This is a genomic window from Myxococcus qinghaiensis (assembly GCF_024198215.1).
GTDB classification, from domain to species: domain Bacteria; phylum Myxococcota; class Myxococcia; order Myxococcales; family Myxococcaceae; genus Myxococcus; species Myxococcus qinghaiensis.
The window spans coordinates 176,281-197,709 of record NZ_JAKCFA010000011.1; the positions used below are offsets into that span (position 1 = coordinate 176,281).

Annotated in this window: 13 protein-coding genes and 1 tRNA gene; 6 read left to right on the forward strand and 8 right to left on the reverse strand. The window is 68.2% G+C overall.

The genetic code is table 11. From position 1 onward, the window contains the following. Window positions 1–24 precede the first annotated feature (24 nt). The 4 genes from LZ199_RS46190 to LZ199_RS22105 form a co-directional block, all read right to left on the reverse strand. Window positions 25–1,338 (reverse strand): M91 family zinc metallopeptidase, encoded by a 1,314-nt coding sequence (locus LZ199_RS46190; protein ID WP_256569320.1) that lies wholly within the window; start codon window positions 1,336–1,338, stop codon window positions 25–27. A 174-nt stretch (window positions 1,339–1,512) separates the two neighbouring features. Further along, window positions 1,513–2,415 (reverse strand): hypothetical protein, encoded by a 903-nt coding sequence (locus LZ199_RS22095; RefSeq protein ID WP_253995716.1) that lies wholly within the window; start codon window positions 2,413–2,415, stop codon window positions 1,513–1,515. Window positions 2,416–2,455: 40 nt separating this feature from the next. Next, the gene (locus LZ199_RS22100) at window positions 2,456–3,322 is read right to left on the reverse strand and encodes a DUF6345 domain-containing protein (protein WP_253995717.1); all 867 of its coding nucleotides are present in this window, start codon (window positions 3,320–3,322) and stop codon (window positions 2,456–2,458) included. Between the two features lie 136 nt (window positions 3,323–3,458). Then, window positions 3,459–4,061 (reverse strand): hypothetical protein, encoded by a 603-nt coding sequence (locus tag LZ199_RS22105; RefSeq protein ID WP_253995718.1) that lies wholly within the window; start codon window positions 4,059–4,061, stop codon window positions 3,459–3,461. A gap of 110 nt (window positions 4,062–4,171) precedes the next feature. Here LZ199_RS22105 and LZ199_RS22110 point away from each other — a divergent pair, with 110 nt between their 5' ends. Beyond that, entirely contained in the window at window positions 4,172–5,056 is an 885-nt protein-coding gene (locus tag LZ199_RS22110; protein WP_253995719.1) for a LysR family transcriptional regulator, read from the forward strand. Window positions 5,057–5,100: 44 nt separating this feature from the next. On the opposite strand, the gene LZ199_RS22115 is transcribed toward LZ199_RS22110, so the two are convergent. After that, window positions 5,101–6,642 carry an alpha/beta hydrolase gene (locus LZ199_RS22115; RefSeq protein WP_253995720.1) on the reverse strand — a complete coding sequence of 514 codons (1,542 nt, stop codon included), beginning with the start codon at window positions 6,640–6,642 and terminating at the stop codon, window positions 5,101–5,103. Between the two features lie 452 nt (window positions 6,643–7,094). Here LZ199_RS22115 and LZ199_RS22120 point away from each other — a divergent pair, with 452 nt between their 5' ends. Continuing rightward, the gene (locus tag LZ199_RS22120; protein WP_253995721.1) at window positions 7,095–7,382 is read left to right on the forward strand and encodes a hypothetical protein; all 288 of its coding nucleotides are present in this window, start codon (window positions 7,095–7,097) and stop codon (window positions 7,380–7,382) included. 140 nt (window positions 7,383–7,522) lie between these two features. Here the strand turns inward: LZ199_RS22120 and LZ199_RS22125 are convergent. After that, a tRNA-Gly gene (locus tag LZ199_RS22125) sits at window positions 7,523–7,595 on the reverse strand. A gap of 648 nt (window positions 7,596–8,243) precedes the next feature. Here LZ199_RS22125 and LZ199_RS22130 point away from each other — a divergent pair. From LZ199_RS22130 to LZ199_RS22140, 3 genes are all read left to right on the forward strand, one after another. Then, window positions 8,244–10,322, forward strand: coding sequence for a M36 family metallopeptidase (locus LZ199_RS22130; RefSeq protein WP_253995722.1), 2,079 nt, complete (start codon window positions 8,244–8,246; stop codon window positions 10,320–10,322). Between the two features lie 137 nt (window positions 10,323–10,459). Continuing rightward, on the forward strand, window positions 10,460–11,923 hold the full coding sequence (locus tag LZ199_RS22135) for a cytochrome-c peroxidase (RefSeq protein WP_253995723.1): 1,464 nt from the start codon (window positions 10,460–10,462) through the stop codon (window positions 11,921–11,923). 110 nt (window positions 11,924–12,033) lie between these two features. Beyond that, a complete protein-coding gene (locus LZ199_RS22140) occupies window positions 12,034–13,437 on the forward strand; it encodes a chondroitinase-B domain-containing protein (protein ID WP_253995724.1) in 1,404 nt (467 codons plus the stop codon). Between the two features lie 10 nt (window positions 13,438–13,447). Here LZ199_RS22140 and LZ199_RS22145 read toward each other — a convergent pair whose 3' ends face one another. Beyond that, window positions 13,448–15,712: a zinc-dependent metalloprotease gene (locus LZ199_RS22145; protein WP_253995725.1), complete on the reverse strand. Its 2,265-nt coding sequence runs from the start codon at window positions 15,710–15,712 to the stop codon at window positions 13,448–13,450. 570 nt (window positions 15,713–16,282) lie between these two features. Continuing rightward, on the reverse strand, window positions 16,283–16,684 hold the full coding sequence (locus tag LZ199_RS22150; protein WP_253995726.1) for a hypothetical protein: 402 nt from the start codon (window positions 16,682–16,684) through the stop codon (window positions 16,283–16,285). A gap of 43 nt (window positions 16,685–16,727) precedes the next feature. On the opposite strand from LZ199_RS22150, the gene LZ199_RS22155 reads away from it, so the two are divergent. Next, window positions 16,728–21,236: an alpha/beta fold hydrolase gene (locus LZ199_RS22155; protein ID WP_253995727.1), complete on the forward strand. Its 4,509-nt coding sequence runs from the start codon at window positions 16,728–16,730 to the stop codon at window positions 21,234–21,236. Window positions 21,237–21,429: the final 193 nt, after the last annotated feature.

Sequence of the window (21,429 nt, forward strand, 5' to 3'; positions counted from 1 at the left end):
GGCGCTCCCGAGCCCATCCGCCCGTCAATACTCCGGGCGAGGCGTCAAACCGAGCTGCTCCCTGAGCTTGTTCTCGGTGGGGTGCGAGGGCCGGATGTCGGGTGTCCTGGCATCGCCATCGTGGTCATAGGGCAGTCCCGTCGCGGCCAGCTCACGGTTGTTCACGCCGTCCGTCTGTCCCGGCGCGCGGGTCCCCGTGGCGTAGTTGTAGCCATGCACCAGCTCGTGGAAGAGCGTGGTGACGGGCGGTCGCACCTGCCAGGGCTTGTCTCCGTCGTAGTACTCCGTCTCCGTGGGGTTGTAGTTGATGTTCGCGTCCGAGCCCGGCCCCGGCGTCCCATCGGGCCTCAACCAAGAATCGTCATCGTTGCTCGGAGATGCCGAGTCACCCATCGAGGTCTCCCGGATGGTCGTCGACCTGCCGCTGGCATCCAGCCCCGAGAGCAGCTCCCGGCCCACCGGGAGGGACTCCAACGCCTCCAGGTCCGACTGGACGCGCGCCTGGAAGTTCGCGTCCCCCTTCACCGTCACCGACGTGCCCACGTCCTTGCTCAGGTCCACCGTGGTGACGGTGTCCTGCCTGGAGCGCGCCACGGTGTCGTTCTTCTGTGAATAGACCTCGTCGTGCCCGGAGCCGCCGTCAATGGCATCCTCGCCGGCCCCGCCCGCGAGCACATCACTCCCCGAGCCACCGGCCAGCGTGTCGTTGCCCCGGCCCCCTATCACCTGGTCCTTGCCACCGCCGCCCTTGAGGCTGTCGTCGCCACGGCCACCATCCAGGTAATCCCGTCCCGCGCCGCCGCTCACCGCGTCATCGCCGCCCAGGCCATACACCACATCCCTGCCAGCTCCTCCCCGGATGGAGTCATCTCCAGCGCCACCCTGGAGATAGTCATCTCCCTCACCGCCATGGATGGCCACGCCCGTCGTCACGTTGGCATCCACCGTAATCTTGTCGTTTCCATCGCCGCCCTTGATGACCACGTTCTCGGCCTGCTCCGCCGTGAGCTGGAGGGTCGAGCCTCCACTGGTGATGGTCAGCCCGCCTCGAGGGCCCTGGGTGACGGTCGCCGTGTCATCCCCCGCGCCCAGGTCCACCACCGTCCGCCCGGACCTGTCCTCGCTGAGGGTCGGCGTCGTCGCGCTGGGCCTCGCACGAGGTGCTCCCGTCAGGTCCGGCCCAGGCCTCCGCTGTGCCGCATCAAAAGAGTCCCGCGCAAAGGCGTTCGCCGGCTTCGCCGTCTGCGGGAGGGCGGGCTTCGGCTTCGCCACCTCCACCTTCGGCGGGGACAAGAACGGCTTCGCGAGGACCTTCGTGGCGACCTTGGGACCGGACATGGAGGTGTTCCGCAGGGACAGAGAGACTCCTCCTATGACCTGAGCCCGAAGACGGTTACACCCGCGCCACTCCGGGGCAGACACCTTCCGCTTCTGAACAGTGCCCCCTCCTCCCAACACAAACGCCGCCCCTGGCATCCCTGGCCAGAGGCGGCGGTGTCAGGCAGTGCGCGACTACGGAACCGCGTTCACGTCCACGTCAATCACACGCGGCTCCTCGGTATGGGTCTCCGTGGTGACGGAGGCCACGGCGGCCCCCACCTGGAGCGTCAGCGCCCAGCTCCCATCCGTGAGCCGGTGGGGCACGTACTTCCAGGCAAGCCTCACGCGGCCCGCCGTCAGCCCTTCCGCCACGAGGGCCTCGGTAGCCTTCCGCTCGATTTCGGCCGTGGACAGCCGGGTCCGCAGCAGGTGCCCCTCACGCGCCAGCGCGGGCCAGGCGATGAGCGCGCGCTGGAAGCTGCCATCCACTCCATGCGTCACCACCGCGCGGTGCCCCTGCACCCGGATGCCATTGATGGCGCGCAGGACGAAAGTCTTATGCCGGTGGAGCTCCGCGGGCTCAAAGGTGCCCACATCCTCGCTCTGGACGAAGGACGCCACCTGCCGGATTTCTCCCACCTCCGTGGTGGGAATGCCCCAGCGCTGCAGCCGGGCCAGGGAGTTGCGCTGAAGGACCGCGGGCTCCTGCCTCGTCGGGGCTCCGCTCTCCACCTTGTTCAGCACCAGGGCCCGACCGGACGAACCATCCCGCTCCAGCTTCCAGTTCGCTGACTCCAAGTCGAGACGAGTGCCCAGCTCGCCCGACACGGTGAAGGGCTCCGTCGTGCCAATCAGTCCCCGCTGGAGAATCGCGTCGTTGAAGGCGTTGGCCTGCAGCAACTGGGTGGGCAACCCACCGGACGGAGGCGTCGCGATGCCGGTGGTGTCGAACTCAAAGCTGACGGCGGTCGCCGCGCTGGAAACCTGCGCGGGCTGCGTGTCGGGGCTCTGCTCCGCCAGGGGTGTCACGCTGTCGCAGCCAAGCATCGCGGTGAGAGGCAGGACGGTCAGGAATCGGATGATGTGCGTCTTCATGGTTTCAGTGTCCGGGTGAAGGTTTGGATGGACGATGCGTTCAGGGCAGCTTGCGACCGTTGTCCGGGTTGCAGCCGCTCACGTAGAAGTAGGTGGAGCCCGTCTTGCTGCCGGTGTTCTTGCGGTCTCTCCAACCACCCGCCTCGTACATGCTCTTGCGCTTCGCCTTGGTGTCACCGAAGACGATGGACACAGGGCAGTCGTCATAGATGAGCCCCCAGTCGTAGGCCTCATCAATCCAGTTCTCTCCCACGCCATCCGCCATGGAGTTCGCCGTGTAGTCCTCCAGGTAGCCCTTCACGAAGTTGCCGCACGACGAGTCCCCGTGAAAGGCGTTCCAGACGCTGAAGCCGCTGGTGGCCGTCACGAGCTGCTGGCGGTAGCCGCCCTTCTCCCAGACCTCGATGTTGCCGGACTGGCAGGCCTTGATGACGGCGATGTCCAGCTTCCCGTTCCCCAGCCGCATGTGCTCGTTCGTCCGCGCCGAACACGAAGGGTCATTGCTGCCCATGACGAGCGAGCTGCGCGGCGTGGACGCGCTGTGGCTGCCGTGCGTGTGGACGAAGATGACGTCCGCGTCGTCCACGCCGGCGTTGATGGCGGCGTCGTTGGACTCCCCCACCGCCCCCTTGGCCGGGTCCGTCCAGAGGTCCCGCGCCGCGTTGGAGTTGTTGTGCGTGCGCACGTCCGACCAGAGGCCGAGGCTCCTGAGCAGGTTGAAGTAGTTCGCGAAGGTCGCCGCCGTCTGGGTGTGGACGGAGTGCGACGAGCCCGAGCACTGCCCGGCCCCGCCGAAGTTGGCGATGCCATAGACGTGCGTCTCGTTCGCCAGCGCCGCCGCCGGAAGGAGCAGCGCCCCCGCGAGCGCGCTGCTCAGCCATTGCTTGGTGTGAGTCCGGAACTTCATGGTCCAGGTCCCCCTAGAAAGTCGATGTGCCGGAATGGCACGTCGTGGCCGGGAGGGAGCGTGAAGCGCTCCCCGTTTTCGGCCTCGGACCCAGAACGAAGGCCTTTTTAAATCTTCCCGAGCGCCCCTTTTTTCGTCACCGGGTCGTCGGGGGCGCCTGGAAACGGTGAGGCGCGAAGAGCGCGGCCAGCTCGTGGTTGCGCACCCAGGGCTGCTCGCCCTTGTCCAGGGACACCGTCTCCCTCAGGCGCCCCTGCTCGTATTCGTAATGCTGGCGGATGCGGTAGGTGTCGAAGGGGGCGAAGCGGCTCAGTTCCGGATGGAACACCAGCCGTGCCTCACGGAAGGCGCGGTCCGTCGTCCCCTCCCCCGGGCCCAGCGTGGACGCCAGACGTAAACCCACGCTCCCCGAGGGCTCGGCGGCCATCAGGTCGACGCGGAAGTACATCGTCTGCTCGCGCGGCCCCGCGCTGCCGTCATAGTCCGGGTGCCGGCGACGCAGATGTTTCACCGACTCCCAGTGGTTGCCATAGCGCCGCTGCTCGACGGTGAACTCGTAGTCGAAGGCCGGCACGCGCTCCCAGGCCCCCTCATGGAAGCGCTCGGCCTGGGCCTGCCCCACCCACAGCAGGGTGACCTCGGGCTCCGGACCTGGCTCGGCACGCGTCGGCAGGACGCCGGGAGCGGTGCTCGCGCAGGCGGTGAGCAGCATCCACGGGACGATGATGAAGAGCTTCATGTGAAGAGACCTCGGTTCGGTGGAACGACATCCACGGGTTCCACCATGCGTCCCTCCACGCGCATCAACAATGCGCTGGAATGCAACGCATCGTTGTAGATTCGGCAACGATGAACCTGAACCACCTGACGGTCTTCCTCACGGTCGCCCAGACACGCGGCTACACGCAGGCAGCGCGGCGGCTCGGCCTGGACAAGGGGCATGTGAGCCGGGTGGTTCGCGCGCTCGAGACGGAGCTGGGGATGGTGCTCCTCACGCGCACCACGCGCGCGGTGGCGCTGACGGCGGCGGGAGAACAGCTCCTGGCGAAAATCAGCGAGCCCCTCGCGGCGCTCGAGTCGGCCACGGCCTCGCTGGAGGACCGGCCCGTCACGCCCTCGGGACTGGTGACGGTGACCACGACGCCCGACCTGGGCCGCACGGTGGTGGCACCGCTGGTGGCGGCGTTCCGGACGAGATACCCGGCGGTGCGGGTGCGGCTCCTCCTGGAGTCCTCGGTGGTGGCGCTCCCGGCGACTCGCTCGGACCTGGCTCTTCGGGTGGGCACCTTGCGTCCGGGTCCGCTCAAGGCGCGAAAGCTGGGCACCCTGGAGGCGGGCTTCTTCGCTTCGCCCCGCTACCTGGCGTCACGGGGGAGCATGAAGTCCCTGGCCGAGCTCGCGCGACATGACGGGCTGTGGCCATCTCCCCAGGCGGGGCGGAAGAGCTTCGCCTCGAAGCGGGACGCGCCACCCGCCGCCGTCGAGTGCGAGGACTTCGGTGCCCTGCTGGAGCTGGCCCGGAGCGGCGGTGGCGTGGCCCTGCTCCCCGTGTTTCTCGCCGCGAGGGACGTGGCGCAGGGAACGCTCGTCCGCGTGCTGTCGGACCTCACCTTCCCGGGCGCTCCGCTCTCCCTGGTGACGATTCCAGAGCGCCCGCTCCCGCCGCGCGTGGCCGCGTTGCGCGACGTCCTCGTCGAGCATGTCCCAGCGGCGCTCGCGACGAGGTCGAGGTGAAGCCCCTCACGGCATGGGCTCACCGCGTCGCGAGGTCAGGGCCATCACGGCTGTCGGGGCAGCTCGCCCGCTTTCGCGCCGGGCGCGGGTGGAGGGAATGGCGGCACGGCGAACGTGGGCAGTGGCAAGGTCACCTCGACAGGAAGGCTCGCCGTCTTGCCCGTCTTGAGGAACTCGTACACGGCCTTCTTCACGGCGGGCTCGCTCCGGAGCAGATAGAAGGTGCCGTCGTGTCCAGCGCGATGGACGAGGATGGCGTGGCCGTTCGGGAAGTACGGCAGCAGGCCCAGGGTGTTCTCGACGGGCGTCGAGGTGTCCCAATCTCCATGCACGAAGATGACGGGTATCGTGCTCTGGATGGGCGTCCTCAGCTCATCCCCCATGTCCCGGGTGGGCCATTCGGGCGCCGAGGCGATGTTGGCTTCGAAGTTCCAGGTCCCCAGCAGCTCGACGGCGGGGTCGGTCCGCATCTGGTGCTCACGCGCGGCGGTGACGCCCAGGCTGCTGTCGATCAACGGGCCAATCAGCTTCGTGGTGCCCGCCTGTCGCTGCTCGATGACCTCGCGCGCCCAGGCCTCGTAGTGCCCGTGGTGGAGCGAGAGGATGAAGGCCGGCCATTGCTCTCCCTCCTGGGTGTGTGAGTCCAGCGCGAGCTGAAGGTCCTCGAGGCCCAGCACCACTGTCTGGGTAGCCCCCGCTTCATCGCGAACCTGCACCCGCACCGGCTCCTTGGCGAAGCGGCGGTGCAGCGCGCGCACGGCCTCCATCATCCCGCCCGCCGGACGATAGGGCGCGAGGCCGGCGTCCTGGTCGGCGTCATAGGCGATGCGCTGGAGCGCCGCGAACACGTGCGAGGGCATGTCGTAGGCGTTGTTCAACGGCTCCACGCCCGACAACACGGCGCGCGCGACGCTCCCGGGATGAAGCCGCATCACCGCGAGGCTCCACTGAGAACCGAAGCTGCCTCCGAACAGGCTCACCTTCTTGTAGCCGAGCGCGTTCCGCAGGGCTTCCACGTCGGCGGCGAGCTCGGAGATGTCGTACCCGGACAGGTCCTTCCCGGGGTGCTCGGCGACGACCCTCCTGGCCAGCGAGCGCATCGCCTGGGCCTCCGCCTGGACGGAACCGGGGCGGTCCAGCGGAACAGCTTCGTTCTTCGCTTCGAGCATCTCTCCGCGCCGGGTGAAGCCGCGCTGCTCCAGGACGACCAGGTCGCCCACGGCGCCGAACGTCAACCAGGACCGCAGCCGTCCCTTGGAGGCCGCGTCGTCGTCGGTGAACGCGCCGAGCACGCTCAGGCCAGGGCCACCCGGCAGCCAGAACACCGGCGGCGCCCCCGTGGGCCGAGGCGCCTTGATACGAGCGAAGCCCACTTCGATGAGGCGGCTGTCCGGTTTCCGCCGGCTCTCGGGCACGTAGAGGGTGCCGATTTCGTACGACACCCGGGTGCCCGGCTCGGGCTCCAGCGTGCCTCGCTCGATGACCACCTCCCCTGCCTTGCGCTGGGCCAGGGCTCCTGACGGCAGGGCCAGCAGCACACACGGCAACACGTACCGCCACGACGCAATCACCGAGAACGAGCGCATGGGAGGGAGCGGACCTGGAGAAGGCTCATGGATTCACGTCACCGGCATCGGAAGAGGCCAGCGCCGAGAATATTCCGGGCACACCACTGCTTGCAGCACCTCGCGCGGAAACGGGTTCACTGATGCCGCGACGAGCCACTCAAAGGCACTGCCACCGGAGGCCCTCGGGCAGCCTCTTGCACCTGCAGGTGCCAATCTCACCCGTCGACTGCCAGATGCATTCCGAGACAAGAATGCGACACGTAAGACCATGGACTTCTTCACATGCGGGAAGTTCGCTCTCGAGCGCCTGGGAGGCCACCACGTCGGTGGAAGGCTCTACCTCGCCACCACATCCAGACAACAACCCCGTGAGCAGCAAGCCGCGAATGATGAACGTCTTCATGGTACCCCCAAATGTCGGTCGTCTCGACGGCCCGGGATGCTAGCGTGGATCCCCAAAGGAGACATCCATGCCCTTCAAGCGGATGTGTGGTTTCGTTGCGTTCCTTGTCACCGCGGCAGCGTGGAGCCCGTCCGCGTGGGCAGGCACCTGCGAAGAGGCGTATAGCTATTGCTATCATCTGGCCTCACTTGAGACGGATGAACGAGCGCGCGACGCAAAGCAGAACGACTGCGACTGGGAGTATTGGGTCTGCACCTCGCAGCCAACCGCGAGCCCGGTGGCACCACTCGCCGAGGAAGAGCGCTCCAGCAGCGCACGGGCGTGCGGCACCGGGGCCGCCGGGCTGAAGGGTTGAGTCCTCCCGGGGACGCGGAGCCACGAAGCCCTCGGCACCTTGGCCGGGGTGCGGCATCCTGGCCACAACGCCTCCGAGGCCCGGAAACACGAAGGCCGGTAGTCCCGAGTTTCCTCAAGGACTACCGGCCTTTACGAGTGAGCGGCGGAAGGGATTCGAACCCTCGACCCCGAGCTTGGGAAGCTCGTGCTCTACCAACTGAGCTACCACCGCGAACCAGCGGGGCCGGATGTACCGCAGGCCCCAGCGAGCGTCAAGGACGTTGCCAGCGCCCTGCCCTCTGACGTGCCGCAGGCGACAACCGCCCCGGCCAGGGCCACTGGGCGCCTCGAGGCCCCCATGGAACGCCCTCGCGCCGTGCCGCGTCCCCACACTCGCCGCATGACCTCGCCGACGCCGCCTGGCGGCCTGGACGGCGAGGGGGTCTCCTGGCGAATCCCTCCACGCAATTCAGAGACACCTGTCTTCACGCAACCCAGACAGCTCGGCCCCCGCCGAACCCCAGTCACAGCCCTGAACGCAGTACCGACGAACTGAGAAGTTCGGCTCCAGCTGTTCATGCCAGACAGGGTCATCCCGCACCCTTGAAACTGACAACGGCGAGCCATCGCTTCGAGCCCGCCACGCGGTTGGTAGGAATCATCCAGGCACACCGCGCCGAAACAGCTCTCATCCAGGCCCCGCTCCGAGAGGTCGTCCCGCACCCGCGCGTCAATTGTTGGGAGCTCCCACCACAACTACAATTAAACCGTATTTTTCATATATTTCGGATCATTTGCATTAAACCTGGATTACGTGTTTCCTCGCACGCCCAGTACCGCCCCTCACCGGGGCGGCTGACCCGCAGCGCAGGAGCACGACATGTCCGTAGGTGCATACCGAAGGCGACTGTTCCAGGCGGTGGTTTTCACGGCGACCCTCTCTGGGTCCACGGCGCTCGCAGTGGCGCCGGAGTCCGGCGGCGAGCGGAACTTCGATGCTCGCTCCGCCTACAATGCGCAGGCGCGCTTCGGCTTCTCGACGGTGCAGAAGGCGCACGTCGCGGCGCTGCGCCAGGCCATCCCTGACCTGCTGGTGGAAGTGGACGAGTCGAGCGGCATCGTGCGTTCGCTCACCAACCCCGTGGGCGCGCTCTCCGGTCCGAGCAGCGGTGACCCGATGGCCATCGCCCTGGACTTCGTCCAGAAGCATCATGAGGCGCTCGGCCTGGGGCTCAATGACCTGGCGAACCTCGAAGTCACCGACCGCGTCTTCTCCGAGGTGAGCGGCGCCACGCACCTGTACCTGCGGCAGACCTTCAAGGGCCTGCCCGTGTACAACGCGCAGCTGCAGATCAACGTGGGCAAGGACGGCAGCGTCCTGGGCGTCCACAGCGACTTCCTGCCCTCCATCGAGAACTCCATCTCCGGCGTGGAGCCGCGCCTGAGCGCTGGCGAGGCCGTCGCGGGCCTGGCCCGGCACCTGGGCGTGAGCCTGCCGAGCGCCCCGCGCTCCCTGAAGGCGGAGTCCGGCGTGAAGCGCCGCACGGGCGTGGAAGTGGACGGTCTGTCGCGCGAGCCCATCGTCGCGGAGCTGGCCGTGCTGCCCATGCGCCGGGGCGAGGCGCGGCTGGTGTGGCACTTCCAGGTCTACACCCTGGACTCGCAGCACGACTACGACGTGACGGTGGACGCCAGCTCCGGCGAGGTGTTGACGCGCTTTGACTGGGTGGCCGCGGATTCCTACAAGGTCTATCCCGTCCCCGTGGAGAGCCCCAATCACACCACGCCCCTGCCTCCTTCTGACGGCCGCGTGACGGTGACCAACCCCGCCAACACCACGGCGTCGCCCTACGGCTGGCACGACACCAACGGTGTCGCCGGCGCCGAGTACACGACGACGCGCGGCAACAACGTCCACGCCTACGAGGACCGGGACGCCAACAACGCCCCGCCCACGACGCAGCCGGACTGCACCTCCGCGCTCAACTGCGTCTTCACGCTCAACCTCTCCGGCGCGCCGTCCACGTACATCTCCGCGGCCGTCACCAACCTGTTCTACTGGAACAACATCATCCACGACGTCCAGTACCAGTACGGCTTCAACGAAGTGGCCGGCAACTTCCAGCAGAACAACTACGGCCGCGGCGGCGCGGGCAACGACTACGTGCGGGCCGAGGCGCAGGACGGCGGCGGCACCAACAACGCCAACTTCTCCACGCCCGCGGACGGCAGCCCTCCGCGCATGCAGATGTACGTCTGGACGGCGCCGACGCCTGACAAGGACGGCGACCTGGACAGCGGCATCATCGTCCACGAGTTCGGCCATGGCATCTCCAACCGCCTGGTCGGTGGCCCCAGCAACGTGTCGTGCCTCAGCAACCGGCAGCAGCCGGGCGAGGGCATCAGCGACTTCCTCTCGCTGTTCTACACTGCGCGCGTCGGTGACACGGCCAACAAGATTCGCGGCGTGGGCACCTACGCGCTGAACCAGGCCACCACCGGCAACGGCATCCGCACCCAGCCGTACACGCTGGACTCGACGCGCAACACCTGGACCTACGCGAGCATCAACGGCATGGCCGTTCCGCACGGCGTGGGCTCCGTGTTCGCCCAGGCGATGTGGGAGGCCTACTGGGCCCTGGTGACGCAGTGGGGCTTTGACGCCAACATCTACAACGCCAATGGCAGCGCCGGTAACCAGCGCATGATGCTGTACTTCACCGAGGGCCTGAAGCGCACCGCCTGCAGCCCGACCTTCACCCAGGTGCGTGACGGCATCATCAGCGCGGCCACCACCCTGCACAACGGCGAGGACGTCTGCCGGCTGTGGAAGGCGTTCGCCGCCTTCGGCCTCGGCACCAACGCGGTCTCCAGCGGCTCGGGCGGCACCACGCCGACCAACGGCTTCGCCCTGCCCACCACCTGCCCCGCGGCGTTCGATGGCGAGACGCGCCTGTAATTCCTGACACACCGCCGCACCGGACCGGGGGCCTCTCTCACGAGGGCCCCCGGTTTCTTTTTGAGGGAAACGGCCGGGTGACACTTGCGGAGGCCTCGGGTGTTTCGTGGGGAGTTCCACACCCCTGGAGACATCCCATGGTTCCCACGCGCCTTGTCGCGTGTCTGGCCGGTGCGTTCGCACTGGGCGGACTGACTCAGTGCACCCCAGCGGCCCCGGAGCAGGACGCAGTCGACGTCGAGGAGCGCGCGGCGCTCGAGACAGCCGAGGTCGAGGCCTCCCTTCACCCCGGCGGCGCGGGCAAGAAGCTGTTCAGTCAGGCCTTCCCGAACACCAACGGGCGCTCCTGCGCCACGTGCCATGTGCTCGAGGACAGCACCGCCTTGCGTCCCGCGCACGTGCGGGCCCTGCTCGCCTCGAATCCAGCGGACCCGCTGTTCAATCGCATCGACGCGGATGACCCGGGCGCGGCGGTGCCCACGTACAAGCACCTCGCGAAGGGGCTCGTCCGCGTCGTCATTCCCCTCCCCGCCAACATGGACGTCATCGACGCCCAGGGACACGTCGTCACGCCGGGCGACCGGAAGATCTCCGTCTGGCGAGGCGTACCGAGCATCCAGGACATCGCCCTCACCGGGCCGCACTTCCAGCTCGACGGGCGCGAGTCAAACCTGGACGACCAGGCCCAGGCCGCCATCACCAGCCACAGCGAGGGAGCCGCGGTGCCTCGCCACCAGCTCCGGCAGGTGGCGGACTTCCAGCGAGGGGAGTTCACGTCCGCCCGCGCGCGGTTCGTCTCGGACTTGAGCAACGCGGGAGTGCCGCTCGCGAGGATTCCCCTCCCCGAGGACTTCATGTGGCTCACGCCCCGGGAGCAGCGAGGACGCGAGGTCTTCAAGGTCGGCTGCGAGCCCTGCCATGGCGGCCCGACGCTGAGCCGGATTTCAACCCCCGCCATGCGGGAGCTCGCCGCTGGGTTCCCGGTGACGAAGGCCGATGGCAACGTCCTGTTCACCCACGTCCCCGGCGTGGGTCCCGTGCCCGTGCAGGGGCAACGTTCAACGCCTGACATCCTGAACATCGCGTTCTCTGGCTTCTCCTACCTGGGACAGATTGGCCAGTTCCCCACGCTGTTCAACGCGGACCTCGAGCTGCCGCGCTACCGGTTCCGCTTCTACACGGACGGCACGCGTCAGCAGCAGGTGACCGACCTGCCGCCCAACCCCGTGACGGCGAGCGGAGAGCCCTATGACCCGAACCCCGCGGTGGACGAGAGCGGAGCGCCCATCGTCGGGCCCAATCTCTTTCCTCAGGGGTTCTCCACGGACCCCGGCCGGGCGCTCATCACCGGCAACCCGCTGGACTTCGAGGCGTTCGACATCCCGACGCTGCGTGGAATCGCGCGGACGGCGCCCTACTACCACGACAACAGCATCGAGAAGCTGGAGGACGTCGTGGACATCTACAGCCAGTTCATCCTGCCCTTCACCCCGCCCCTGAACCTGCCGCCCGTGCATCCACCTGAGACTCCGGGTGGACTTCCCGAGTCCCTCAATCCCACACAGAAGCAGGACCTGCTGCGGTTCCTCCAGCGGCTCTGAGGTCCGGCCCTGAGCGTCTTGGAGAGGGGCGTTCACCCACGGCTCCATGGACCCACGCCCCTTCCCGTGACGCGCTACACTCCAAGGCCCCCTCGCTTGGAGTTCCCTGGATGAGAACCACCCCTCTCGTCGTCCTCCTCCTGCCGTTGTCAGCCGTCGCCGCCACGAAGAGCGTTGCCACCGTGGCGGAGCTGCAATCCGCGCTGTCGTCCGCGAAGGCCGGCGACGAAATCGTGCTCGCGGATGGAACCTACACGGTGAACGCGAACCTGAACTGCGCGGCGGAGGGCACCGACGCCCAACCCATCACCGTGCGCGCGGCGAACCGTCACGCGGCGCTCATCCGCTTCAACGCCACCGAGGGCTTCAAGGTCTCGGGTCGCGCCTGGGTCTTCGACGGGCTCACCATCGAAGGCATCTGTGCCCAGGACCAGGACTGCGAGCACGCCTTCCACGTCACCGGCCACGCGGAGGGCTTCGTTCTGCGCAACAGCCGCGTGCGCGACTTCAACGCCCAGCTCAAGGTCAACGCGACGAAGAACGCCAGCGACGTCTTCGAGATGCCACACCGCGGGCTCATCGAGCGCAACGAAATCTACGACACGCGCCCGCGCGCGACAGGGACGCCCGTCACCAAGCTCAACATCGACACGGGCGACGACTGGGTGGTCCGCGACAACGAGCTGCACGACTTCTCCAAGCAGGGAGGCATCGCCTACGGCGCCTTCATGAAGAGCGGCGGCAAGCGGGGGCTCTTCGAGCGCAACCGCGTCTTCTGCGCGAGGGACCTGCCGGCCTCGGACACACGAATCGGCCTGTCCTTCGGGGGCGGGGGAACGGGGGCGGCGTTCTGTGCGCCAGCCTTCGACCCGACGGTGCCGTGTGACCCCGAGCACTCGGATGGCATCATCCGGAACAACATCGTCGCCAACTGCTCGGATGTCGCCGTCTACCTGAACCGGGCCGCGCGCACGCAGGTGCTCTTCAACACCTTCATCGGAACGACTGGCGTGGACTTCCGCTTCCCGTCCTCCACCGGCGAAGCCCACGGCAACGTGTTGTCGTCCGTCATCCGGGGGCGCGACTCCGGCAGCTTCACCGCGGGCACGAACCTGACGAATGTGGCCATGGGCACCTGGACGTCCTGGTATGTCGCGCCGGTTCAGGGCGACCTGACGCTGAAGGGCCCGGTGACGCAGCTCGTGGGCGCCGCCGCCGCCAGGAGCACCGTCACCGATGACTTCTGCCAGCGGCCACGGCCCACCACCGGGCCCTATACCCTGGGGGCGCTGGAGCACTCGCTCGGCGACTGCCAGCCCGTCACGCAACAGCCCGATGCCGGCCTTCCCGATGCGGGAGCTCCGGACGCGGGAACTGGGATGACGGACGCGGGCACGAACACGGACACCCCCAAGGACAGCGGAGGCTGCGGCGCCAGCCCGGGCCTGTGGCCCCTGCTCCTCGTGTTGTTGCTGCCGCTGAGCCTGCGGCGCCGCCCCGCCGTTCGCCCCTGAACTCCCTCCCCTACGGGAAGTACGGAGACGTCGCCTGCTGGAGGTGGCTGGCGAGGTTCTCCGCCTCGTACAGCGCCCGGCCGGACAGCGTCGGCAACCGTGCCTCCACCTCGAGACGGGCCTCGCGGAGGATGGCGTACGCCTCGAAGGTCTGCAGCTTCTGCAGCAGGCGCACCATCACCCGCCGCGACGCGTAGCCGCGCACCCCGTCGACGTTGAGCAGCACGGCGCGGACCTGCCCGAGGATGAGGGGCGTCAGCACCGTGTCCGGGCGAGGGTCAATCCTGATGGACCCCCGCTCGCTGGGCGAATCCAGATACAGCCGCTGGAGGACGCGAGTCAGCTCCACATCGGAGACGGCGCCATGCACGGGCTTCTGGGCCAGCACCTCTGGAGGAAGGGGGGCCTGGATGCCCTCCACGGCGAGGGTCCACGCGCGGAGCCGCTCGGTGATGGAACGGCCGGCGCGCACGTACTGAAGGACGCCGTTGAGCGCCGCGTCGGGTGGGGGCTCCCCGCCCTCCTCCAGCGCGGCCATCAGCGCCTCCCGGTAGGCGGGGCCGTGGAAGAGCTCCAGCGGGACGGAGGTGGCGTCGTAGCGGCTGCAGTCGGGGTCCCGCAGGATGTCCATGTCGGTGCAGAAGGGCTCCGACGGGAGCGCGGAGGACAGGCCGTACAGGTAGCGGACGGCGGACACGTCATAAGGCCCCACCCCTCCGCCTCGGTGCTCCTGGTCGAGCGGCCAGATGTAGTCCATCACCGAGTACGCCGGGAACCCGAGCGAGCCCTTGAAGTTGTGGCGCAGGCCCAGTGTGTGACCAACCTCGTGCATCACCACGACGGTGAAGAAGCGCTCCACCCGCTCCTTCGTCGACAGCGCCGACTGCCCGCCGAGGCGCATCGACACCTGCTCGCGAGGCCCCGACAACCGGGCCTCCACGTCCGAGTGGTTCAGCTCGCACAGCCGCGAAGGCGCCATGCCATTCCACCGCAACTCGAAGGCGCCGGGCACAGGCCCGTTAGCCCCCTGCACCGGAGCGGTCGGCGACGTGCCGGTGATGACCCCGATGGCCCGGTCCAGCCAGGAGATGTTCACGTAGACGGAGGCCCCGAGCGTCTCGCCGGTGTTCGGGTTCCCCCGCGTGTTCGCGTAGGCGAGGTTGTAGCTCGGGTCCGGGTCGAGGATGACGAAGTTCTTGTCGTCGTCGGCGAAGGACTCGCCCGGCATGGCCATGCGGGTGGTGAACACCGGGAAGCCGAACGCGGCATTCCAGTGCTCCACGCCCCGCTTCACCGCGCCGATGACGTCATAGTCCTTGTAGCGGGGGTCCTGCTGCGCGGCGACCCACTCCTCGGAGAGCACCCAGGCAATGGGCTTCATCCCGGGGTGGATGTTCCACTTCGTGGCCACCTCCGTCACGACGCCACCCGAGTCGGGAACGATGCGCTCCCCGCCGATGAAGTAGTGCTCGCGAGGGGGAGGCGGCGTGGGGGTGTAGCCCGCGCCCTCCTGGTAGCGGCGAAACGCGATGCTCACCGTGGCGGTGACCCGGTGGTTGTCAGCCTCCGGGAAGGCGCCCGGCACATCGAAGGAAATCTGCCCGTGGCCGGTGAAGATCTTCTCGAAGGAGATGCCGTCCTTCAGCGCGCGGAAGCGCTGGGCGAAGGCCAGCTCCACTTCGAAGCCCGGCCCGTACATCGCGTTTCGGAGAGTGTCCACGCCGATGACCCGGTCCAGCCCCCGCGAAGGGTCGAAGAGGATGTACTGGTCGGAGCCCCCCAGGCGGTTGAAGTCGCGGTGGTCGGTGACGATGGGCCACGCCTCGATGATTTCCTCCGGGTCGAAGAGCGTGCTGCGTACCTGGGTGTCGTCCGCGTCGAACGCGTAGAGCGTGTCGTTCTGCACGCGAAAAGACACCACGCGGACGCCCAGCGTGGAGCCCCCACTGCGACCGGTCAGGGACTCCGGGTGGTGCTGCTTGAGGTAGACGGACATGAACCAGCGCTGGCCCAGCTCGCTCTTGCGCAGCGCCAGGTAGAACGTCTCGGAGGAGTTGACCTGGAGCACGCTGGCGGCGCCGCCGAGCCCCTCGCGAAGCTTGCGCATCGAGTCAGGTGCCAGCGCGCGCGGCACGGCGACGATGGGACCTTCGAGGATGAGCGGAGCGGCGGTGGCCGGCGGCTCGGGCTCGGAACCACAACCCACGCACAACATGACCCACACCCCGAATGCACACACGAGTGCCCGGAGCACGAACGGCTCGGAAGTTGCCATGAACTTCCCCCTGATTGACCACGGGTGGTGCCGCGACTCCTGCCACGCGACAGCAAACACAACGCGTGCTGGTATCGTGCATATCGCTTCGCGGGCTGGGCGTGTCGCCCGGTTCCGCGTCGCCCCGAGTTGAGGCGCGTCAGCGCGCGTGCGAAATTGGCGATGCATCACAACCAAGGAGCGCACGTGCGAAGACTTGTCGGAATGGTTCTGGCCGTCGGACTGCTGGTGGGTTGTGGCGTCAACGAAGAGGACGCAAATCTCCAGTCCCCACCCGTGAGCGACACGACAGGCGATGTCGAGGCGATGGCATGTAACGACTGCGGTTGGCTGTGGCTGCGGTGCATGTCGCGAGCCCAGACTCCCGAGGCCGAGCAGGAATGTGATGCCTCGCGCCTGCTCTGCGAGGAAACGTTCTGTCCTTGTCCCGGACTGGGCTGCCCCAGCGGCTCCTAGTGGTTTCCGCGTCGCACGTTCGTCCCGCTGGGCAGCGCCAGTCCTGTTGCCTATCCATGCCCCCTTCAGCTTTTTCCGAGGGGGGAGCACATGCAGGGACTGTCGACACGGGACTCAGAAGTGCGGGCCAGGGTGCGGGCCGCTGTCCTGAGGATGAGAACGGTCGCGGATTGTGTCGTCACCCCGCGTCCACGCAATGAGGTGACAGCCCCGGGAGGCCTCTTGATACATGTGGCCTCCCGGGGTCCGCTGACCGAGCAGGCGGTCATCGAGCACATCCGCGCCACGTGTCCCCCGCAGGTGGGCCCGCTGCACGTGGTCCTGGTCCATGCCATTCCTCCCTCGCGCCAGGCCCTCTCCCTGGAGGGCTCCGGCCTCGCGGTGCTCGATGACACACTGGTCGACACCTGCCAGCGGGTGGTGGACGGGCTGCTGGGCGCCGGACAGTTCCAGGTGTCCGTCGCGGACGCGGGCCACACGCCCGAAGCCCTGCGGCTCCGACGCGCCCCTGGCCATGCGGCGACGTCCGACACCCTCACCGAGTCGACCTCCCCGGCCGATGCCCCGGCCACGCCAGGACCCCCGGCTCCGCCCCCCCGCACGGCTGGCCATCGCCGACGGTGGCCCTGCCGTTTCAGGAGCGGAGCAGACGCTGACCGACGTCCTCCTCGCGGCCGTCGAGCGAAGCCCGGAACAGCGAATCATCCATGTCGAGGCGGACGGCGTCGAGCGCACCGACACCTATCGCGACCTGCTCTCGCGGGCCCTGCGGGTCGCGGGCGGACTGCGGAGCGCGGGGCTGCAACCCGGCCAGACGGTGCTGTTCCAGCTGCCAGGGACTCGCGACTTCATCACCGCCTTGTGGGGCTCCATCCTCGCGGGCCTGGTTCCCGCTCCCCTGGCGACTCCCGCCGAGTACGCCGAGGGGATTCCTGGCGTGAGCAAGCTCCTCGCCGCATGGAAGGCACTCCACGAGCCCCACATCCTCACCGATTCATCCAGGCTCGCTTCTCTCCAGGCGTTCGCCGCGACCAACGGACACACGCTGACAGGGTCCTCCGTCGAGGACCTTGCCCACCACGAACCGGTGGCGCCGTATCGCGACGCGTCTCCCGATGCCGTCACCCTGCTGCTGTTCACCTCGGGCAGCACGGGTACGCCCAAGACGGTGCCCTTGCGCCATCAATCCATCCTCACCGAGGCCCGTGGCTCCGCGCGGGTGAAGCACACGGGCCCCGAAGACGTGTCTTTCAGCTGGATGCCTTTGGAGCACGGCGGCAGCCTCGCGATGATGCACACGGGGAACCTGCTCTCCTCCAGCATGGAGGTCCATGTCCCCACCCAGCTCATCCTCGGCGAGCCCCTGCGCTGGCTCGACTGGATGGAGCGCTACGGCGCCACCTTGAGCTGGGCACCTCACTTCGCCTTCGGCCTGATTGCCGGAGAGCTGAGCCGCCAGAAGAGCGTGCGTCGGTGGGACCTCTCTCGCGTCCGAATCCTGCTCAACGGTGGCGAAGCCATCTCCTCCAGGACCGCCCGCGAGTTCCTGCGCGCCCTGGCCCCCCACGGCCTGCGCGACACCGCGATGTGGCCAGCCTGGGGCATGTCCGAGACCTCCTCGGGCGTCACCTACTCCTCCGAGTTCAACCTCTCCACCACGTCCGACGACGACGCGGTCGTGTCGCTCGGGCCGCCCATCCCCGGGGTGCGACTGCGCATCGTCGATGACACGGACCGCGTGCTCACGGAGGGCGAGGTCGGCTCCCTGGAGATACAGGGGCCCTCGGTGCTGCGAGGCTATGTCGACAACGACGCCGCCAACCGCGAGTCCTTCACCGCTGATGGCTGGTTCCGCACCGGCGACCGCGCCTTCCTGCACGAGGGTCGCCTCACGCTGACGGGCCGCTCCCGCGACACCATCATCATCAACGGCACCAACCACTTCGGCCATGAGATTGAAGCCACGGTGGAGGAGCTGCCGTTCATCGAACGCTCGTACACCGCCGCCTGCGCGGTCCGCCCGCATGGGGCATCGACAGACCAGCTCGCCCTCTTCTTCCACCTGCTGCCGGGGACGAACGAGCAGGAGGCCTTTCGAAGCATCCGCGCCGCGGTGGCCAGGAGCCATGGCATCCATCCCGACCACCTCGTCCCAGTCGACAGGACGGACATTCCCAAGACAGACCTCGGCAAGATTCAGCGGACGCTCCTCGCCAGTCGATACGCTGCGAAGCTCGCATCAGCGGAACCACGGGTGGACGCGAACCATTGCCTGCCCGCGTGGTTCTACCGGCGCACCTGGCCCTCCGCGCCCCTCGACGCCGACGTGCACGGCGAGGAGCGGAATGCGACGGTCCTCCTCATCGAAGGCGACCCACGTCTCGGGGAGGCCCTCCGCCGGGAGCTGGACCGTCGCGCCCAGCCCTATGTCACCGTCGTCCCGACGTCGACGCCCGGGCTCGTCCGCGAGGGCCCAAGCAACTATGGCATGGACGTGGAGAACCCGGCCCACCTCCTCCTGTTGCTCGCCGAGCTGCGGGAGGCCGGCATGTTGCCCCGACACATCCTCCACCTCGCCGCGCCCGCTCCGGTGGGAGTTTCGGAGTCCTTCGAGGCTCAACGCGAGGCCTGTCTCCGAGCCTGTGGCTGGCTCGTCCCACTGCTGCGGGCGCTCGACTCCTTACGCCCCGAGCAGGTCCTGCTGCGGGTCATCGCCACCCACGGCCAGCGCGTCCTCGATGACGACCCGGTCACCGTGCACCACGCACCCGTTCGCGGTCTGCTGGCCACCGCCCAGCTCGAGCTGCCCTGGTTGCGCGCCAGCCACCTGGACCTTCCCCTCGAAGCCCCCGACACCAACGCGCGCCGCATCCTCTCCGAGGTCGACGCGCTCTGCGTCGAGCCCGGGGTCGCATGGAGAGGCGATGGTCGCCACGTCCTCCGGATGGAGCCGATTCACACCGAGGGTTCGCTCATCGATGTTCCCGGGTTCGAGCCAGGGGGCCTCTTCGTCCTCACCGGAGGGCTTGGCCATCTGGGCCGGCTCATCGCGGAATGGCTCGTCACCCGGCATGACGCCCGCGTGCTGCTGCTCGGCCGCACCCCGGAGGCTTCTCTGCCCGAGGTGGCGCGGACAGCGCTCGCGTCGCTGCGCGAGCAGGGCGAGGTGCTGTATCGCGCCGTCGACGTCGGGGACGCGGATGCCGTCCGGCTCGCCGTCGAGCACGCGGAGACGCAGTGGTCGCGTCCCGTGGACAGAATGCTGCACCTGGCGGGAGCCTACGAGGAGAAGCCCCTCCTGGAGACGACGCTCGAGGACCTGGCCCGCGCGCTGGACCCGAAGCTCGCGGGCGCATGGAGTCTTTGGCGGCTCGTGAAGCACCGGCCCGGCTGTCGCCTCATCCTGTTCTCCTCCGCCGTCGGCGCGGTCGGCGGCGCGCTCCAGGGCACCCATGCCGCCTGCAATGCGGCGCTCGACGCCTTCGCCGAGCAGTGTCTCGCCGAGAGCCTCCGCGCGGCGCTTCCTCCTGCCTGTCACAGCATCGGCTGGAGCTACTGGCGCGGTGAGCGCACCGCCGACCTGGAGGTGACGGGCCAGGCCGTGGCGCGCGGCCACGCGCCCATGGAGCCCGCGCAGGCGCTGGAGTCGCTGCCCATCGCCGCCGCTTCGTCGGATGCCGTCGGCTGGGTCGGGGTCCTCCCGAGCGGCCATCACCTCCGCTCACGACTCGCCGGGCCTCCCCGCGCCCTGCGTCGCCTCTTCGCCCGAGGCCCCGCGCTGTCCCTGGAGGCCGCGAGAGGCGCGCTCGCGCGGATTCGCGTCGTGGATGCGGCGGGGGTCCCCGTGGCCATGACAGTGGCCGAGACCACCGACATCATCGCGCCGGCGACCCACACCACGGACTCGGTCCGACGGATTCGTCGTCTCTTCGCCGAGGTCCTCGGCCAGCCCGACATCGGCGTCGACGACGACTTCTTCGATGCGGGGGGCAACTCCATCCAGCTCGCTCGACTGCACCGCGCCCTGGAGATGGACCTCCAACGCGAGGTCCGCTGGGCGGACGTGCTGCGCTGCCGTACCGCCAACGCCATCGCGCGCCTCCTCACGGGCGAGGAGGCCACGGGGACGAAGTACCTGACCTTCCAGGGCATCCGCTACGCCTACCGCGTCGTGCCGGGTCCCGAGCAGCCCCTCATCGAGTCACCGCTGCTCATCATCAGGGGCGCCTTCCAGGACATGTATGCGTTGCCGAAGCTGGAGCACCTGCTGCACCCGCTCGGCACCATCATCATGGCCGACCTCCCCGGCTCCGGCGTGGCCGATGACCTGTCGGCGGAGTGTGGCTTCGACTTCCTCGCGGACTGCCTGGAGCACCTGCGGGACCATCTCGGTGTCCCCCGGCTCAACGTCATGGGCATCTCCTACGGGGGTTCGACTGCCTACGAGTTCGCCCACCGCCATCCGGAGAGCGTGGACCGCCTCATCCTCGTGGGAGCCGCATTGGAGCTGCCGCGAGAGTCCGCGGCCCGGGTCGACGTCCGCGCCGAGCAGATTCTGGAAGGACAGCTCGACGCCTTCGTCCAGAGCCTGGTCCGAGCCACCGTGAACCAGGATCCCCGCAACCACGTCCGTGAAGCGGAAGCCACCCGGGTGCTGGTGGAGAAGGCCTTCTATGCCGTCACCCCGCGCGAGGCGAACCGATACAGCGCCGTCCAGAACCGGTTGATCGCCAAGGCCCGAGACCCCCGCCTCCACATCCTCAACCGCCCCGCGCTTGTCTTCACCGGCGAGTTCGACCCGCTCACGCCGCCGGAGCACGTGCGAAACCTGGCCAGGACCATTCCCGGGGCGCTGTTCACCACCATCCGGGAAGCCGACCACCTGGTCCTCATGGAGCGGCCCGAGGAGATGGCCGATCTGGTCAGCCGCTTCCTCCAGGACCAGGACCTCTTCCAGCTCGACTACCTCTCCGCCATCGAGTGCCTCACGTCTCAAAATGGTGACGAAGTCGAGGCCGCGCCGCTCGGGACCTCCCGAAAGGATATCCACGACGGCGCATCCCCTTGAAGCGTGTCTCGCCGCCCGAGCCGAGCGGCCACCTCGGATGCGGTGGTACTCGGCCGTGCGGTCTCTCAGGACTCCCCGGGGTGTTTCACACCTATGACTGACATTGAGACCGTGACGACAAGTTCTGTCTTCACTTGAGGTGTCGGCTGTCATATTGCGCCGCGGGCGCTCCCCCGAGCGTTCCATCCCAATC

Coding starts and splice junctions, on each gene's coding strand:
- LZ199_RS22120 (WP_253995721.1), top strand. CDS start 7,095: ATGCCCTTCAAGCGGATGTGTGGTTTCGTTGCGTTCCTTGTCACCGCG.
- LZ199_RS22145 (WP_253995725.1), bottom strand. CDS start 15,712: ATGGCAACTTCCGAGCCGTTCGTGCTCCGGGCACTCGTGTGTGCATTC.
- LZ199_RS22105 (WP_253995718.1), bottom strand. CDS start 4,061: ATGAAGCTCTTCATCATCGTCCCGTGGATGCTGCTCACCGCCTGCGCG.
- LZ199_RS22155 (WP_253995727.1), top strand. CDS start 16,728: ATGCCCCGGCCACGCCAGGACCCCCGGCTCCGCCCCCCCGCACGGCTG.
- LZ199_RS22150 (WP_253995726.1), bottom strand. CDS start 16,684: ATGGCCAGGGGCGCGTCGGAGCCGCAGGGCTTCGGGCGTGTGGCCCGC.
- LZ199_RS22110 (WP_253995719.1), top strand. CDS start 4,172: ATGAACCTGAACCACCTGACGGTCTTCCTCACGGTCGCCCAGACACGC.
- LZ199_RS22115 (WP_253995720.1), bottom strand. CDS start 6,642: ATGCGCTCGTTCTCGGTGATTGCGTCGTGGCGGTACGTGTTGCCGTGT.
- LZ199_RS22135 (WP_253995723.1), top strand. CDS start 10,460: ATGGTTCCCACGCGCCTTGTCGCGTGTCTGGCCGGTGCGTTCGCACTG.
- LZ199_RS22140 (WP_253995724.1), top strand. CDS start 12,034: ATGAGAACCACCCCTCTCGTCGTCCTCCTCCTGCCGTTGTCAGCCGTC.
- LZ199_RS46190 (WP_256569320.1), bottom strand. CDS start 1,338: ATGTCCGGTCCCAAGGTCGCCACGAAGGTCCTCGCGAAGCCGTTCTTG.
- LZ199_RS22095 (WP_253995716.1), bottom strand. CDS start 2,415: ATGAAGACGCACATCATCCGATTCCTGACCGTCCTGCCTCTCACCGCG.
- LZ199_RS22100 (WP_253995717.1), bottom strand. CDS start 3,322: ATGAAGTTCCGGACTCACACCAAGCAATGGCTGAGCAGCGCGCTCGCG.
- LZ199_RS22130 (WP_253995722.1), top strand. CDS start 8,244: ATGTCCGTAGGTGCATACCGAAGGCGACTGTTCCAGGCGGTGGTTTTC.